14 protein-coding genes are annotated in these 16,357 nt (G+C 63.4%); 5 read left to right on the top strand and 9 right to left on the bottom strand.

The window, feature by feature from the left end:
- Positions 1-284, top strand: a 284-nt coding sequence (locus ABID19_RS08125) for an NAD(P)(+) transhydrogenase (Re/Si-specific) subunit beta (RefSeq protein ID WP_140497278.1), incomplete at its 5' end; no start/stop codon positions are given.
- 166 nt (positions 285-450) lie between these two features.
- Positions 451-1,956, top strand: a complete 1,506-nt coding sequence (locus ABID19_RS08120) for a hypothetical protein (RefSeq protein ID WP_354489453.1) — start codon at positions 451-453, stop codon at positions 1,954-1,956.
- A gap of 67 nt (positions 1,957-2,023) precedes the next feature.
- Here the strand turns inward: ABID19_RS08120 and ABID19_RS08115 are convergent, their stop codons facing one another.
- Positions 2,024-2,938 (bottom strand): hypothetical protein, encoded by a 915-nt coding sequence (locus ABID19_RS08115; RefSeq protein WP_354489451.1) that lies wholly within the window; start codon positions 2,936-2,938, stop codon positions 2,024-2,026.
- Positions 2,939-3,194: 256 nt separating this feature from the next.
- Positions 3,195-5,666 (bottom strand): DNA topoisomerase (ATP-hydrolyzing) subunit B, encoded by a 2,472-nt coding sequence (gene gyrB, locus ABID19_RS08110; protein WP_352926485.1) that lies wholly within the window; start codon positions 5,664-5,666, stop codon positions 3,195-3,197.
- A 342-nt stretch (positions 5,667-6,008) separates the two neighbouring features.
- Between gyrB and ABID19_RS08105 the strand changes: the two genes are divergently transcribed.
- Entirely contained in the window at positions 6,009-7,382 is a 1,374-nt protein-coding gene (locus tag ABID19_RS08105) for a cytochrome P450 (RefSeq protein ID WP_354489449.1), read from the top strand.
- An 18-nt stretch (positions 7,383-7,400) separates the two neighbouring features.
- Here ABID19_RS08105 and ABID19_RS08100 read toward each other — a convergent pair whose 3' ends face one another.
- The 7 genes from ABID19_RS08100 to ABID19_RS08070 all read right to left on the bottom strand — a co-directional run bounded on the left by ABID19_RS08100 (position 7,401) and on the right by ABID19_RS08070 (position 13,593).
- Entirely contained in the window at positions 7,401-8,375 is a 975-nt protein-coding gene (locus tag ABID19_RS08100; protein WP_354489447.1) for a complex I NDUFA9 subunit family protein, read from the bottom strand.
- 148 nt (positions 8,376-8,523) lie between these two features.
- Positions 8,524-8,976: a DoxX family protein gene (locus ABID19_RS08095; protein ID WP_354489445.1), complete on the bottom strand. Its 453-nt coding sequence runs from the start codon at positions 8,974-8,976 to the stop codon at positions 8,524-8,526.
- Positions 8,977-9,160: 184 nt separating this feature from the next.
- Entirely contained in the window at positions 9,161-10,162 is a 1,002-nt protein-coding gene (locus tag ABID19_RS08090) for an Ldh family oxidoreductase (RefSeq protein ID WP_354489443.1), read from the bottom strand.
- 87 nt (positions 10,163-10,249) lie between these two features.
- The gene (locus ABID19_RS08085) at positions 10,250-11,056 is read right to left on the bottom strand and encodes an ABC transporter permease (RefSeq protein WP_354489442.1); all 807 of its coding nucleotides are present in this window, start codon (positions 11,054-11,056) and stop codon (positions 10,250-10,252) included.
- Complete coding sequence (locus tag ABID19_RS08080) at positions 11,056-11,721, bottom strand: ABC transporter permease (protein WP_354489514.1); 666 nt, start codon at positions 11,719-11,721, stop codon at positions 11,056-11,058. The genes ABID19_RS08085 and ABID19_RS08080 overlap by 1 nt, the downstream gene beginning before the upstream one ends.
- Before the next feature lie 211 nt (positions 11,722-11,932).
- Positions 11,933-12,727, bottom strand: coding sequence for a transporter substrate-binding domain-containing protein (locus ABID19_RS08075; RefSeq protein WP_354489440.1), 795 nt, complete (start codon positions 12,725-12,727; stop codon positions 11,933-11,935).
- A gap of 50 nt (positions 12,728-12,777) precedes the next feature.
- On the bottom strand, positions 12,778-13,593 hold the full coding sequence (locus ABID19_RS08070; RefSeq protein WP_354489438.1) for an ABC transporter ATP-binding protein: 816 nt from the start codon (positions 13,591-13,593) through the stop codon (positions 12,778-12,780).
- Positions 13,594-13,806: 213 nt separating this feature from the next.
- On the opposite strand from ABID19_RS08070, the gene ABID19_RS08065 reads away from it, so the two are divergent.
- A complete protein-coding gene (locus tag ABID19_RS08065; protein ID WP_354489512.1) occupies positions 13,807-14,655 on the top strand; it encodes a dimethylarginine dimethylaminohydrolase family protein in 849 nt (282 codons plus the stop codon).
- Positions 14,652-16,232, top strand: a complete 1,581-nt coding sequence (locus tag ABID19_RS08060; protein WP_354489436.1) for a 5-guanidino-2-oxopentanoate decarboxylase — start codon at positions 14,652-14,654, stop codon at positions 16,230-16,232. The genes ABID19_RS08065 and ABID19_RS08060 overlap by 4 nt, the downstream gene beginning before the upstream one ends.
- Positions 16,233-16,357 lie beyond the last annotated feature (125 nt).

The following is a 16,357-nucleotide window of genomic DNA, read 5'->3' as shown; positions in this document are numbered from 1 at the left end:
AGCTGGAGGACATCAACTCCGAATTCGCGCAAGCCGACGTCGCCTATGTCATCGGCGCCAACGACGTCACCAACCCGTCCGCCCGCGACGACAAGTCGTCGCCGATCTACGGCATGCCGATCCTCGACGTCGACAAGGCGCGCACCTGCCTGTTCGTCAAGCGCTCGCTCGGCTCCGGCTATGCCGGCATCGACAACACGCTGTTCTACAAGGACGGCACCATGATGCTGCTCGGCGACGCCAAGAAGATGACCGAAGAAATCGTCAAGGCCATGGATCACTGATCCGGGTTCGCGACCCGGCGCACCATTAATCACTTGAAGAAACCTGGCTCCGCGCCGGGTTTTTCTTGGCCCTGAGCATCAGGTCACCGGCCTCCTTTGCTCTCATGCCGGGTTCAGAGTTACCATGGGTAAATTCTGGACGGGATTTGCACCTACGGAGGTACCGGTGTCCGACCCTCATCCTGCTGCGTCGCCCGTCACAGCCAGTCCGCCGTCGGCCTCTGGAAAGGCGCAGCGCAAGCTCGGCCAGGCGGTAGTCATCGTGCATGGCATGGGCGAACAGCGACCCATGGGCACGTTGAGGGAATTTGTTCAGGCCGTTTGGAGCCATGACCCCGCCCGCGCGCCGTTTTATGCCCATGTCGCGGATCCCGCCGACCCTGGCGGCGAGAAGATCAACCAGAGCTGGATTACGCCCGACAGCCGGACCAACTCGCATGAGCTTCGCCGGATCACCACTCCTTACGATGTCGATGGCCGCCGCACCGATTTCTACGAGCTTTACTGGGCCGACATCACGCAAGGCACGACGCGGGGCCGGCTCGCAGCCTGGGTGACGAGCCTGCTCTGGCGCAAGCCTGCCGATATTCCGCGCGACGCCCGCGGGCTCTATGTCGTCACGCTTATGGCCGTGATCGTCATCCTGGCCGCAGCGCTCGTGCTCGTCACGTCGGCCTGGCAAGGGTATATTTCCTGGACTACGGGCACGCTCGTCACGATCCTGGCCTCGGTCATCCTCTGGTTGGTGGACCGCTTTGGCCTGCCCTATTTCGGCGATGTGGCCGCCTATGTGCGTGCTGAAGCCGCAACCGTCGAGAAGCGCGCGCTTGTCCGCGACCGTGGCCTGACGCTGCTGAAGCGTCTCATGATGGACGATGGCTACGACCGGATCGTGCTGGTCTCGCACAGCCTGGGATCGATCATCGCCTATGATCTGCTGCAGATATTGTGGGCCGATTTCAGGCCCCGAAAGCTGGAAGCCGTTCGCGACAAGGCGAGACTGAAAGCGATCCTCGCCGTCGACAAGACCCTGCTCAGCGCTGATATTTCTACTTGGCCCGACAGCTTGGATGATTTTTCCGGATTCCGGCGCGCCCAATGGGAACTCTACCGGCAGCTTCGCGTCAGGGACGCCGATCATCCGCTACCGTGGAAGATCAGCGATTTCGTCACGCTCGGCAGTCCTCTCACCCACAGTGAGTTTCTGGTGACCACCAATCTCGCTGAATTCAGGCGCGGCATTGTCGAGCGGCTGTTCTCGGCATGTCCCCCGATCGCCGAGACTGCGGCCGGTGGAACCGTCCTCTACCAGGAAGGGCGCAGCCGTTCGGGCAAGCCGCAGCGGGCGGTCCATCATGGTGCAGTGTTTGCCGCGACGCGTTGGACCAACATCTTCGACCGGGGCAATGGCTGGCTGACGGGCGATCCGATTTCCGGATCGATGGCAGAAAATTTCGGCCCTGGCGTGGAGAACATTCAGGTCGAGCTGCGCAGTTCGCTTGGCCGCATCTTCACCCACAGGCTCTACTGGTCGCTAAAGGCCATCGGTGTCGAGATCGCCGCAGCCACTGGCAGGCCGCGCTCACATATTGACGTGCTGCGCGACGCAGTCGACCTCGGCCGCAAACTGGAGCCAAGCCAGGCGGCGTCGACGGTTGCTGCCGGGAAATAGGGACCCCGCTCCTCTCGGCGAGATGCCGGGCAAAGTCCCAGCATCTATAGAGCCCATCAAGCACCGATCAACGGTTGGTCAGGAAGACCGCCTCCTCGTCATCTCGTTGCCTGCCGCCAAGTGCCGCCGCAGCGCTCGCGATGAAGGCGCCGACGACCAGCGACAGCGCACCAACCAGCGCAAAACTGGCACCCGCCTTCCTGGCGGTATCGGCGGCCTGCTGGGCTTGGGCCTTCGCTTCCTGTGCCCTGGCAATAACCGCATCGACACGGGCCCTGGCATCTGGTTCCGACAGCCCCGTTCGAGCAGCCACCAGCTGCGACAGATAGGTCTTGTCGTCGGCTGACACTTCGCCTGCTGCTGCGCTCGCGATCAATATGCGTGAAGCCTGGGCCGCCGCCGCCGCATCGCTCTCCGGATTGGCGGCGGCAAGCCTGGCCGCATCGGTCGGACGGAACAACGTATCGACGAAGTACGACGTTGCGTTGTCGGTCGAGCCGTCTCCGACATTTGCGCTAGCGCCCGCCGAAGCGCCCATCGCCGCGCCCGACGCGACAGTCGAAGCGGCCTGGACACCAGTTCCGATAGCTGCTGAGAGTGCCGAACCGAGCACCGCGGCAACGAGTAAGGTCGCAAGCGCCCAAGCTAGGAAGCCGTGGGCGGTGTCGCGGAAAAAGACTTCATCGGTGTGGACGCCGACCCATTTGGTGCGCAGCCGCCCGGCAAGATAGCCGCCGAGAGCCGACGACAGCCACTGCACGATGATCAGCCACGCCGCGGTGGAGGCTGCGAAAGTTGTGACCGACGTGCTCAAGCCGGACCAAGGCGAAACCATGGTCAGTCCGAGCCCGGAGCCGAGCAGCATCAGGATCAATGTCAGCGTCGAGGCAGCAAACGCGCCGGCAATGATCGGCCCCCAGCTGACAGCGGTGGAGGAGGATTCCGTCGGTGCGGAAACGTCGACAGCCGTTAGGGTTGGCATGTCAGCCCCCTACCGTGCGAAGAGCATGATGAGAATAATGATCGGAATCGGGACTCCGAGAAGCCAGAGCAAAATGCCACGTCCCATGAGTGCCTCCTGCGGCTATTGTGATCGTTGATCGATTACAATGCCTTGGAAGCCGTTCCGTTCCGGTAGGCCCTCAGTGATCTTTGTTGCGGGGCGGTAGACATGATTGGTAAGCCTAAGCCTACCAACTATGTCTCAAGCATCCAAAATTGAGCACCCGGATTGGGCCTCAGATATCCAGATTGGCCACCGATAGCGCGTTTTCCTGGATGAACTCGCGCCTGGGTTCGACCTCGTCGCCCATCAGCCGTGAGAATAGCGAGTCGGCGTCGGTGGCATCGTTGACCTTGACCTGCAGCAGCGAGCGCACGTTCGGGTCGAGCGTGGTTTCCCAGAGCTGCTCGGCATTCATCTCGCCGAGGCCCTTGTAACGCTGCATAGTCAGCCCCTTGCGGCCGGTGGCAAACACGGCGTTGAGCAGCGCCAGCGGTCCCGAGATGGTCTCGGACACATCCTTGCGGCGCAGCACCGGCGGCTCGCCATAGACTTCTGCAAGACGCGGCGAATAGCGGTCGAGCTGGCGGGCATCGGCCGAGTTGATCAGTGCGAGATCGAGATGCGCGAACTCCTTGACGCTGCGCACCGTGCGCTCGAACACATAGCCGCCGATACCTTCGTTCGAGGTCGACATGCGGCCGATCCAGCCGCGTTCGGTGTCCTCGGCGATGATGTCGAGACGCCGCGCGACACGCTCGGCCATGTCGTTGGCCCGCCCGAGATCGGCGAAAACCTCCGGGTTGAGCGCGCCGGCAATCGCCGCCTGCTCGACCACGCCTCTGTTATAGCGTGTGTGCAGCCCGTTGATGAGCTGGCGCACCGCCAGCGCATCGTCGATGGCGCTGCGCAGGTCTTGTCCGGCCCGCACCTCGCCGGTGCTGAGCGCGAGCGACGCCTCCTCCAGCCCCGAGCCGATCAGGAATTCCTCGAAGGCGCTTTCGTCCTTGATATATTGGGAGCTCTTGCCGCGCGTCACTTTGTAGAGCGGCGGCTGGGCGATGTAGAGATGGCCGCGTTCGATCAGCTCCGGCATCTGGCGGAAGAAGAACGTCAGCAGCAAGGTGCGGATATGGGCGCCGTCGACATCGGCGTCGGTCATCAGGATGATCTTGTGGTAGCGCAGCTTGTCGGCGTTGAACTCGTCCTTGCCGATCGAGGTGCCGAGCGCGGTGATCAGCGTACCGATCATGTCGGAGCCGAGCATGCGGTCGAAGCGCGCCCGCTCGACATTGAGGATCTTGCCGCGCAGCGGAAGAATTGCCTGGTTCTGGCGCGAACGGCCGCCCTTGGCCGAGCCGCCGGCGCTGTCGCCCTCGACGATGAAGATTTCGGACTTTGCCGGATCGCGTTCCTGGCAGTCGGCCAGCTTGCCGGGCAGCGAGGTGACGCCGAGCGAACTCTTGCGGGTGATGTCGCGCGCCTTGCGCGCGGCTTCGCGCGCCGCTGCTGCCTGGATGACCTTGTCGATGACCACCTTGCCCTCGGACGGATGCTCTTCGAGCCAGGTTCCGAGCGCCTCGTTGACGAGCCCTTCCACCACCGGGCGGACTTCGGATGAGACCAGCTTGTCCTTGGTCTGCGAGGAGAATTTCGGGTCGGGAACCTTGACCGACAACACCGCCGTCAGCCCCTCTCGGCAATCGTCGCCGATCAGCGCCACCTTCTCCTTCTTGGTGAGGCCCGAGGATTCGCCGTAGCCGGTTATCTGGCGGGTCAGCGCGCCGCGGAAACCGGCAAGGTGCGTGCCGCCGTCGCGCTGCGGGATGTTGTTGGTGAAGGCCAGCACGTTCTCGTGGTAGCTGTCGTTCCACCACATGGCGACTTCGACGGTGATGCCGTCACGCTCGGCCTTGATGGCAATCGGCTTGTCGATCAGCGGTTTCTTGACGCGATCGAGATATTTGACGAACTCCTCCAGTCCGCCATCATAGTGCAGCTCATGGCGCACCACGTCGGCATGGCGGGCATCGGTCAGAATGATGCGCACGCCGGAATTCAGGAAGGCGAGTTCGCGCAGCCGGTGCTCCAACGTGCCGAAGTCGAACTCGACCATGGTGAACGTCTCGGCCGACGGAAAGAAAGTGATCTCGCTGCCGCTGCGCCCTTCATAAGTGCCGGCAACCTTGCGCTGTTCGTAAGTGCCGGTGACCTTCAGTGGCGCGTCGGCATTGCCATGCGTGAAGCTCATCTCGTAGATCTGGCCGTTGCGACGGATCTTCAGCTTCAGCCACGCCGACAGCGCGTTGACCACCGAGACTCCGACGCCGTGCAGGCCGCCGGACACCTTGTAGGAGTTCTGGTCGAATTTGCCGCCGGCATGCAGCTGCGTCATGATCACTTCGGCCGCCGAAATGCCCTCGCCAGTGTGGATGTCGGTCGGAATCCCGCGGCCATTGTCGATGACCGTTACCGAACCGTCGGGGTTGAGCGTTACCGTGACGAGGTCGGCATGGCCGGCCAGCGCCTCGTCGATGGCGTTGTCGACCACCTCGTAGACCATGTGGTGCAAGCCCGAGCCGTCGTCGGTATCGCCGATATACATGCCCGGCCGCTTGCGGACGGCATCCAACCCCTTCAAAACCTTGATGGAATCGGCGCCGTACTCGGCCTCAGCGCCGCTGGCGTTGTCGATCTGATCGCTCATGAAAACCTGTCTGATTGATGCCGCATATCCAGCGCTAAAAATCTGCTCCGAATCGCGCGTCCTTGATGTCCTAGATATAGGCGCAAAAGGCGGTTTTTCCAAGGTTTGCAAGCATTTCCAAAAGGAGGAAGAGCACGCTTGGCCGGTTAAAGGCATCGGACCCCAAGCCTGCTCCGGGACTGACCCGGGATGGACGACCGGTTTTCGGAAAATCCGATGCCCAAACAACCGCCTAGATGCACTAGGCACATTCCGGAGAGCGAAGTGCTTCGCCTTTGCCGTTCGGTCACATGGACGCCCGCCTTGCGGCCCCCTACATTGTGGTCACCAGCGGAGCACGCCATGGACAGTCAGCCCGCCCCCTTCGTCCCGCCGGCGCCGAAGCCGCGCACGTCGCCGCCTTCGACGCTGGAGATGATCCGCATCGTCTACCGCAATCCGCTCGAACTATGGGGCGAGCCGACCTACAACCAACCGTGGATATCGGTGACCGGCATCGGTGGGCCGTTGGTCATCGCCAATGACCCCGGCCTGATCCGCCACGTGCTGGTCGACAACGCGAAGAACTACAAGATGGCCACGGTGCGGCAGATGATCCTGCGGCCGATCCTGCGCGATGGCTTGCTGACCGCTGAAGGCGAGGTATGGAGGCGTTCACGCAAGGCGATGGCGCCGGTGTTCACGCCGCGCCATATCTTCGGTTTCGCCGAGCCGATGCTGAGGCGCACGCGGGAGTTCGTCACGCGCTACGAGGGCGGCGGCACGTCGGACATTGCTCACGACATGACGCTGCTTACCTTTGACATCCTGGCCGAGACGCTGTTTTCCGGCGAGATATCAGGCGAACCGGGCAGCTTCGCCAAGGAGATCGACCGGCTGTTCGAGACCATGGGGCGCGTCGATCCGCTCGACCTGTTGCGGGCACCCGAATGGCTGCCGCGCCTGACCCGCATCCGCGGCCGTAAGACCATGGCCTATTTCCGCAAGATCGTCACCGACACCGTCAAGATGCGCGAAGAGCGGGTCAAGCGCGATCCGGACAAGGTGCCGCAGGATTTCCTCACGCTTTTGCTCAAGGCGGAGGGACCGGACGGGCTGACGCGCGCCGAGGTCGAGGACAACATCATCACTTTCATCGGCGCCGGCCATGAGACCACGGCGCGTGCGCTCGGCTGGACGCTCTATTGCCTGGCCGAAGCGCCTTGGGAGCGCGAAAAGATCGAACGCGAGATCGACGCCGTGCTGGCGCGCGAGCCAGACCCGACAAAGTGGCTCGACGCCATGCCGTTGACCCGCGCCGCCTTCGACGAAGCGCTCAGGCTTTATCCGCCGGCGCCGTCGATCAACCGCGAGCCGATCGAGCCCGAAACCTGGAACGGCCTCACTATACCGAAGCGCGCCGCGGTGCTGGTCATGCCCTGGGTCGTCCACCGCCATCGCAAGCTGTGGGACAGGCCCGACGCCTTCATGCCCGAACGCTTCCATCCGGGAAATCGCGAGAAGATCGACCGCTTCCAGTATTTGCCGTTCGGCGCCGGACCTCGCGTCTGCATCGGCGCCAGCTTTGCCATGCAGGAGGCGATCATCGCGCTGGCCATCATGTTGTCGCGCTTCCGCTTCGACACCACCGCGGAGACCAAACCGTGGCCGGTACAGAAACTGACGACGCAACCGCAGGGCGGCCTGCCGATGCAGGTCACGCGACGCTTTTCGTGAGCGCCTGATTGGCTGGAATTATGCCGCCGTCTTGCGCTGGAACTGGCCGGCGGCGCGGTAGCGCCAGAGATAGCTCGGCAGGATGCTGCCGATCGACTGCGGCTGGATGCCGAGGCCGACGAGCGTCCTGTTTTCCCTGGTGGCCGCGTCCGATACGATGTTGTGCTCGCGCAGCTGCAGGACCTGATCCTTGGTCAGCAGCGGATTGGGCAAAAGCCCGAGGATCGATGCCTGCATGTTCGCCACCCACCACGGCACTGACACCAGAAGCCGTTTGCGGTCGATCATGGCAAGCATTTCTTGCATGCATTCCTTGAAGGTCAGCACCTGCGGTCCGCCAAGCTCATAGATCCGGCCGCGCTGGACCTTGCCGTCGACCGAGCGCGCCACCGCTTCGGCGACATCGCCGACATAGACCGGCTGGAATTTGGTCTGCCCGCCGCCGATCAGCGGCAGCACCGGCGAATAGCGCGCCATGTTGGCGAAGCGATTGAAGAAGCTGTCTTCCGGCCCGAAATTGATCGACGGCCGCAAAATGACGGCATCCTCGATCGTCTCCAGGACCGCTTTTTCACCGAGCGCCTTGGTGCGCGCATAGTCCGATTGCGCGTTCAGATCGGCGCCCAGCGCCGAGATATGGGTGAGGCCGGCGCCGACGGCGCGCGCCGCTTCGGCGACCGCGCGTGCGCCGAATTCGTGGACGGTCGTGAACTTCTGCCGGCCGCTCTCATGCAGGATCGCCACCAGATTGACGACATGGTCGGCGCCCTCCACGGCGCGGTCGACTGACCAGCGCACGCGAACATTGGCCTGCACCGGCTGGATCTGGCCGACATTGCCGAGCGGCTGCAGATGGCCGGCAAGATCGGGCCGGCGGCAGGCGACCCTGATGCGATAGCCACGCCTGGCCAGTGCCCGCACCACGTGGCGGCCGACAAAGCCCGAGCCGCCGAACACGACGACGAGCTTTGGGGTCTGCAGGATTTCGGTCATTGCTGGCTCCGGCGCAGTTTCCAGATTTGCAGTTTCCAGATTTACTGGGGCCCAGATCTACTGGGTTAGGCTGAAGCCGTTTCATAATCGGTTTCGCATCAAAGGCAAAGGGCGATCGATTGTCGCCGATGCCTCTGCTTCGGCTGGTTCAGAACGCCTTGCCGATGCGTGCGTCGACCGATTGGCGGTTGCCGCCGCGGATGACGAAGAAGAACAGGATGGCCGCCCACAGCAGCGACTTTTCGGCGCCCGAATAGCCTTCCCCCATGGTGACCCAATGGAACCAGACCGTGACGAGAAGCACGAACATTCCGGCGAAGGCGGCCGGGCGGGTCAACAGGCCGATGGCGATGAGGATGCCGCCGAAGAACTCGGTGCAGGCCAGAAGCAACGACCAAAATGCGCCGGGATAGAAGCCGAGGCCTTCGACCATCTCGGCAGCGCCGAACGGGTCGGTGATCTTTTGCGAGCCGTGGATGGTGAGGAAGACACCGGCCACGACACGCAGGAGCGTCTCGCCGGCATCATGCAAGGCCGAATACAGGCCACCCAGGGCTGGGATGACAAGGCTTTTTCGGGGATTTTCGGTAGTTGCAGACATTGGGGCTCCTCTTTTTTGCCGATGTTTGGAAACGCCCGACAGGTCCGGCTATGTCAAATGAACAAAAGTTGACTACCAACAGCATGTTTTCTGCTTTGGCCCGGAAAATCCCGCCAAAGCGGGGTTTTCCGGCAACATTCACGCGGCGTCAGGGTCCAACGAGGCGGCCTGACCTGGGACGGTGTCAGGAAGAATAGCGCTCGGCGAATTCCGAAATGCGTTGAACCACGGCCTTGGGCGCCGTTATGCCCCGTGCCGCCGCCTTCTCCGCCGCCTCAGCCCGGGCGCGGCCAGGCACATGCACACCGTAGCGGCGGCGCAACCGGTCGAGCTGGTCTTTCATGCGCTTTTCGAAGTCCGGATCGAGCAGTTTGGGCTCGACGGCGAGGACGAAGAGGCCGGTTCCCGGGCTGTCCGGCCCGGCGGTGAACCATGGTGCATCGAGCGACCAGTTGGCGCCCGACAGGCCCGCCGCCAGCACTTCGACCATCAGCGCGATGTTGGCACCGCGCTGGCCGCCAAAGGCAAGCATAGCGCCTTTCATGGCTGCTGCCGGATCGGTGGTCGGGTTGCCGCTCGCGTCCAGCGCCCAGCCTTCTGGAATCCTCTTGCCGTCCTCGGCCGCCTTGCGGATGTTGACGAAGGCAGTCGCGCTCGACGATTGGTCGATGACCAGTGGCGCTCCGTCGGCGGCGGGTGCGGCGAAGGACATCGGGTTGGTGCAATAGACCGGCTTGACCGAGCCGGAGCCGGCAAGCACGGCCGGCCCGTTGGTCGCGGCGAAGGACACCAGACCCTGGGCGGCCAACCGCCCGGTGAAATAGCCGAGCGCGCCGCACGTGTAGGCATTCTTCTGCGAAAAAATGGCAACGCCGAACAGGCGCGCCGCCTTGGCGAGATCGTCGATCGTGCGGTCGAAGCCGGTATGCGCCAGGCCGCCGCGCGCGTCGGAGAGGTAGACCGCCAAAGCCGGCCTGGAAATGACCGGCTCGGCCTTGCCGTCGATGCGGCCGGCCTCCAGCGCCTCGAGATAGTCGATGAAATGCGACAGCCCGACCGTGGACAGCCCTTCCGCCTCGGCTGCGACGATAGAAGCTGCGAGCGACTGCGCCGCTTCTTCATTGGCGCCGGCGCCGAGCGCCGCCATCCGGCACAGTCCTGTTGCCTGGTCGAGACTGAGTTGCATCGCACTGGGTTCCTAAGTGAGTAGCGAATAGTGAGTAGCGAGTAGGGGGAATCAGCGAACTATTCGCTATTTGCTACTCCCTGTTCGCTAGCCGAGCTTGTTCGGGATCCGCGCCTCGATCTTGCCGAGGGCGAAGACCAGGATGCCGGTGATCGCCATATAGATCAACGCCAGGAGCAGCAAGGGCTCATAGGTGAGGAAGGTGCTCTGCCTCACCTTGGACGAGACGGCGAATATGTCGATTACGCTGATGGTCGCCACCAGCGGCGTCGATTTCAGCTGCAGCACGGTTTCGCCGGTCAGCGTCGGCAGCGCTCGGTAGAAGGCTTGCGGCAGCCAGATCCGCCGGAGGATCTTCCAGCGACTCATACCGAACGCGCGGGCGGCCTCGAGCTGCCCTTTCGGTACTCCGGCAAAGGCGCCCCGCATCACCTCGCCCTCGTAACCGGCGAAGGACAAGGTCAGCGCCAGGACGCCGTAGGGCCATGCTTGCCTCAGATATGGCCACATCCAGGATTCGCGTATCCATGGATACTGCGGAAACAGCGAGCCGAGCCCGTAGTAGAGCAGCCAGAGCTGCAGCAGCAGCGGCGTTCCCCTGATGATGGTGCAGAAAGCCTTTGCGGGCGCAGCTAACCAGAAGGGCCCGGCCGCTTGCGCCAGCCCTAGCGGCACAGCGAGCGTGAAGCCCAGTATGCAGGTCACGGCCAGGATCCAGAGCGTGCGCCAGATGCCGACAAGCGCCATTTCATAATATTGCGGCAGCCAGTCCCAGCGCATGAAGAAGGCGGCGGCTAGAACCAGAGCCAGCCCGATCAGGATCAGCACGATACGGTGCGGCTGCAGCCACAGCGACGCTCGGGCAACATTGACGATGATCGCTTCGCCAGCCATCAACGCGCCTCCTTGAGGGAGGGCATGCCGCGCCGAGCCCGGGCCTCGATGCGGCCGATGATCAGATTGGAGACCAGCGTCAACAGCAGATAGATCACGCCCGCGGCGAGGAAGAATGTGAGATAGGCCTTGGTTACGCCCGCCGCTTGCCGCGTGGCCAATGTCAGTTCGTAGAAGCCGACGACCGCCAGCAGGGCGGTGTCCTTGGTGGCGATCAGCCAGAGATTGGCAAGGCCGGGTATGGCGAAAGGCAGCATCGCCGGCAGCGTGATGCGTCGCAGCAGGAGGCCGGGAGACATGCCATAGGCGCGCGCTGCTTCGATCTGGCCTTGCGGAATGGCAAGGATCGCGCCCCGCATCACCTCGGTCGAATAGGCGCCCTGGACGAAGCCGAGCACGGCAATGCCGGCCACCAGCCCGCTGATGTCGATGCGCTGATATCCCATTGCCGTCAGCAGCTGGTTGATCAAATCGGTGCCGGCATAATAGAGCAGCAGGATCAGCACCAGCTCCGGCACGGCGCGGACGATCGTCGTATAGACCGCCAGCAGATCGCGTATCACAGGCCCGCCATAGAGCTTGCCATACGCACCGCAAATGCCGATCACGAGGCCGAGGCCGAACGCACCGGCAGCGATCTCGACCGAGTGGAGCAGTCCGACCAGAAGCGTTCCGCCCCAGCCAGGTGGCGTCGGCGAAAGCAGTTCGATGATACGGGCCGCAGAGGCCGGAAGAAATGCGTCGATCAGCGTCGCCCCCGAATTGCTGGCGCCAAACCGCCGGCGATGCCGTCAGCGGAAGGCTTGCATGGGTGGATTTCGACGAAGCCACACGGCGCGCTGTCGGCGCCGCGTGGTTATTCGCTCAGGGATGCCGTCAGTTCGACTGTGGGTCGGCGCCGTAAATATCGAAATCGAAGTATTTCTTCGAAATCTCGTCATATTTGCCGTTGGCGCGGATCGCCTTGATGCCGACGTTGATCTTCTCCTTCAGCTCGGTGTCCTCCTTGCGAACACCGGCGCCGACGCCAGGCCCGAGGATTGCCAGGTCCGGCGCGACCGTGCCCTTCAGGTCGCAGCATTGCTTGCCCTGATCCGATTTCAGGAAGGCATCGAGCGCGATGGAATCGGCCTGCACCGCATCGACACGACCGGCGGCAAGATCCTGATTGGCCTCGTCCTGAGTCTGATATTCCTTGATTTCCGCGGCTTCGGTGAAGTGCTTCTTGACGTAGTCGGCATGCACGGTCGAAACTTGGACGCCGATGATCTTGCCCTTGAGATCTTCCGGGGTCGCGCCGAACTTCTGGTCCTTCGGCCCGATTATCGCGGTCGGGGTGTTGTAATATTTGTCGGAGAAGTCGATCGTTTTTTTACGCTCGTCGGTGATCGACATGGAACTGGCGATGACGTCGATCTTCTTGGTCGTCAGCGCCGGGATGATGCCGTCCCAGGCAACGGGCGTGATGACGCAGTCGAGTTTCTGCTCGGCGCAGACCGCGTCGATGAATTCGATTTCCCAGCCGACCCATTTGCCCGAGGCGTCCGGCGAGGTGAATGGCGGATAGGGTTCGGCGGCAACGCCGATCTTGACCGGATCGGCCTTGGCCACGCCCATGGCGGCGACACCGAGCAGAAGCGCTGCGGCAAATGTCTTCAGAACGGTCTTCATTTCAATAACTCCCAGTTTGTTGTTGTTCCCGTTTTTCCATCCGCCTCGGCTTAACCGATGTTGCGGATGAATTGCTTCAGCCTTTCGGATTTGGGCGCGCCGAAGATCTGCTCCGGCGGCCCTTCTTCCTCGACCAGCCCGTTGTGGAGGTAGACGACATGTGACGCGACCTCGCGGGCGAACTTCATCTCGTGGGTGACCAGCACCATGGTGCGTCCTTCGCGCGCAAGATCGCCGATTACCTTCAGCACCTCGCCGATCAGTTCCGGGTCGAGCGCCGAGGTTGGCTCGTCGAACAGCATGACACGCGGATTGATGGCCAGCGCACGGGCGATGGCCGCGCGCTGCTGCTGGCCGCCGGACAGATAGGCCGGATAGACGTCGCGCTTTTCGGCCAGGCCGACGCGGGCGAGCAGCTTTTCGGCTTCGGCGATAGCCACGTCGCGCTTGACGCCTAGCACATGCACCGGAACCTCGATGACGTTCTCGATCAGCGTCATGTGGCTCCACAGATTGAAGTTCTGGAAGACCATGCCGAGCTTGGAGCGGATGCGCTCGATCTGCTTGCGGTCGGCGGGAACGGTGTGGCCATAGCTGTCGGCCTTCATCCGGATCTCCTCGCCATTGACGCGAACGATCCCGCTGGTCGGATTCTCCAGGCAATTGATGCAGCGCAGCAGCGTCGACTTGCCCGAGCCGCTGCCGCCGATGATGGCGATGACCTCGCCGTCGCGCGCCGACAGCGAAACACCCTTCAGCACATGCAGTTCGCCGAATCTTTTATGCAGGTTCTCGACATGGATGGCTTCGGCGGCGTCATTCTGCGCCGTGTGCTTCAGGGCGGGAGCCGTGCCTTGCGCTGTCACCTTTTCGGTGCCTCACGATGCGGCTGGACCCGTCGCTGGAATTTTTTACTCATTAGCATCACTGCACAGACTTCTCATTCTCAAGATGGACCGTTCCGCTTGCCGCCGTCAACCATGCTTTTTTGGACCATTGATCACGGCTCGCTGAGTAGCTATTGGCTGGATGGGATAATTCAGGAGCACTTGGTGGGTAAAGCATACGGGTCGCAGTCCATGGCCGGGCCGCTCAGGCGCGTGTTGATGCGGTCCGCCGCAAGCGCCATGCACCGCGCCGAAGCGTCGGAATGGCACTATGGTCCCGGCTTCGATCCGCAAAAAGCCGCTGCCCAGCATGAGGCGCTGACGACGCTGGTTTCGGCATCCGGCGCCGAGATCGAATGGCTGACCGACGCCGACGACGGGCTTGCCGATTCCGTCTTCACCCACGATCCGTCGCTGATGACCGACCATGGTGCCATCATCCTCGCCATGGGTAAGACGCTGCGCCGGGCCGAGCCCAGCCTGCACGAGGCGGCCTACAGGCGCATGGACGTGCCGATCCTCGGCCGCATCGAGCACCCCGGACAGGTCGAGGGCGGCGACTGCGTCTGGGTGGATTCACGGACGCTCGCCGTCGGCCGTGGCATGCGCACCAACCAGGACGGCATCCAGCAACTCGCCAACCTGCTCACACCCCACGGTATCCAGGTCTACGGTTACGATCTGCCGCTCTGGCATGGCGAGGAGGCCTGCCTGCATCTGATGTCGGTGATCAGTCCGCTGGCCGACGATCTGGCGCTGGTCTATGCACCGCTTTTGCCGGCCGCCTTCTACCAGATGCTGCGGGCGCGAGGCATTCGCCTGGTCGAAGGCGACGCGGACGAGTTCTTCGCCTCCAACGGCCTCAGCCTCAATGTGCTGCCGACCGCACCGCGTGACGTGATCGCCGTCGCCGGCTTCCCGAAGACGGCGGCGGCCATGGCAGCCGCCGGCTGCAGGGTTTCGACCTTCGAGGCGGACGCGCTGTGCATCGCCTGCGAGGGCGGCCCGACTTGCCTCACACGTCCGGTGCTAAGACAATGACGACAGTCGGCGAAGCGCTCATCACTTTACTCGAGGCCCATGACGTCGACACCGTCTTCGGCATTCCGGGTGTGCACACTGTCGAACTCTATCGCGGGCTGGCGCGCTCGAAGATCCGCCACGTCACCCCTCGCCATGAGCAGGGCGCCGGCTTCATGGCCGACGGTTATGCGCGCGCCGGCGGCAAGCCGGGCGTTGCCTTCGTCATCACCGGACCAGGGCTGACCAACACCATCACCGCCATGGGCCAGGCCCGCGCCGATTCGGTTCCTATGCTGGTGATCTCAGGCGTCAACGCCACGCCGACGCTGGGCAAAGGCCTTGGCCATCTGCACGAACTGCCCGACCAGCGTGGCATGATGGAGAAGGTCGCGCTGTTCTCGCACCGCATCGCCGACGCCGACGAACTACCCGGTGTTCTTGCCCGCGCTTTCGCCCTGTTTTCATCCTCGCGCCCCGGCCCGGTCCATATCGAGATCCCGACCGACGTCATGGTCAAGCCGGCCGATGGCATCGCGGCTTTGCTGAGGAATGTCGCGCCACCCGAGCCGGAAGCGGCCGCGATAGCAGAGGCGGCAAGGCTTTGCGCTGCTGCCCGCCTCCCGCTGATCCTTGCAGGCGGCGGCGCCAAGAGAGCCGAAGCGCCGTTGCAGCGCCTCGCCGAAAGGCTGGGGGCGCCGGTCGTCCAGACGACCAATGCCCGCGGCTTGCTGCATCGCCATCCACTTGGCGTTCCGGCCAGCCCCAGTCTGAAGGCGGTGCGCGCGCTGATTGCCGACGCCGACCTGGTCATCGCCGCCGGCACCGAATTCGGCCCGACCGATTATGACGGCTATGGCGACGGCGGCTTTGTCCCGCCCATTAATCTGATCCGCATCGACATCGGCGCCGACCAGCTTGCGCGCCATCCAGCCACCGTCTCCATCCAGGCGGATTGTGGCGAGGCGATCGAGGCCTTGCTTGCCGCGATCGGCGGTGTTGCGGCGGCCTCGGATGCTGGCGAGGGTCGTGCCGCCGCCGCACGACAGGCGGCACTCGCCGAACTGAGCCCACACTTCGCGGCCCAGATAAGCGCGGTGGAAGTGATCCGCGATGCATTGCCGGGCTCGATCATCGTCGGCGATTCGACCCAGCCGATCTATGCCGCCAACCTCTATTACGATCACGACCGCCCGGGCGGCTGGTTCAACGCCGCCACCGGCTTCGGTGCGCTGGGCTATGGTCCGCCGGCGGCGATCGGTGCGGCCCTTGCCGTGCCTGATGCGCCGGTCGTTTGTCTCACCGGCGACGGTGGTTTCCAGTTCACGCTGCCCGAACTGGGCGCCGCCCTCGATGCTGCGGCGCCGGTGATCTTCATCGTCTGGAACAATCGCGGCTATCGCGAAATCGAAACCTCGATGCTCGATGTCGGCGTCGAACCGGTCGGCGTCTCGCCGGCGCCGCCCGACTTCTGCAAGCTGGGCGAGGCCTATGGCATTGCCGCCGAGCGGATTGTCGGTATTGACGACCTGGCGGACGCACTCAAGCGCGCGCGGGCGACCAGACTGCCATATGTCATCGAGTTAACTGTCGAGTGAGTGCTGGCAGCGTCTGTTGGGATGCGATCCTCGTCGGATGGTCGACGGCTTGACGCGCACAAGCGACGCTGCGTCATCGAGATTTCGGTTGAGTGATCGCGCGAAAGGCGCGACCTTCGGCGGCG

Source organism: Mesorhizobium robiniae (genome assembly GCF_040545535.1).
Classification (GTDB): Bacteria; Pseudomonadota; Alphaproteobacteria; order Rhizobiales; family Rhizobiaceae; genus Mesorhizobium; species Mesorhizobium robiniae.
Note: the sequence above shows the minus strand (reverse complement) of the source record. Positions and strands in the feature narration are given on the sequence as shown.

What these genes read in the sequence shown, in the direction of transcription:
- ABID19_RS08115 (WP_354489451.1), bottom strand. Translation starts at nt 2,938, where the DNA reads ATGCCAACCCTAACGGCTGTCGACGTTTCCGCACCGACGGAATCCTCC.
- gyrB (WP_352926485.1), bottom strand. Translation starts at nt 5,666, where the DNA reads ATGAGCGATCAGATCGACAACGCCAGCGGCGCTGAGGCCGAGTACGGC.
- ABID19_RS08105 (WP_354489449.1), top strand. Translation starts at nt 6,009, where the DNA reads ATGGACAGTCAGCCCGCCCCCTTCGTCCCGCCGGCGCCGAAGCCGCGC.
- ABID19_RS08100 (WP_354489447.1), bottom strand. Translation starts at nt 8,375, where the DNA reads ATGACCGAAATCCTGCAGACCCCAAAGCTCGTCGTCGTGTTCGGCGGC.
- ABID19_RS08095 (WP_354489445.1), bottom strand. Translation starts at nt 8,976, where the DNA reads ATGTCTGCAACTACCGAAAATCCCCGAAAAAGCCTTGTCATCCCAGCC.
- ABID19_RS08090 (WP_354489443.1), bottom strand. Translation starts at nt 10,162, where the DNA reads ATGCAACTCAGTCTCGACCAGGCAACAGGACTGTGCCGGATGGCGGCG.
- ABID19_RS08085 (WP_354489442.1), bottom strand. Translation starts at nt 11,056, where the DNA reads ATGGCTGGCGAAGCGATCATCGTCAATGTTGCCCGAGCGTCGCTGTGG.
- ABID19_RS08075 (WP_354489440.1), bottom strand. Translation starts at nt 12,727, where the DNA reads ATGAAGACCGTTCTGAAGACATTTGCCGCAGCGCTTCTGCTCGGTGTC.
- ABID19_RS08065 (WP_354489512.1), top strand. Translation starts at nt 13,807, where the DNA reads ATGGCCGGGCCGCTCAGGCGCGTGTTGATGCGGTCCGCCGCAAGCGCC.
- ABID19_RS08060 (WP_354489436.1), top strand. Translation starts at nt 14,652, where the DNA reads ATGACGACAGTCGGCGAAGCGCTCATCACTTTACTCGAGGCCCATGAC.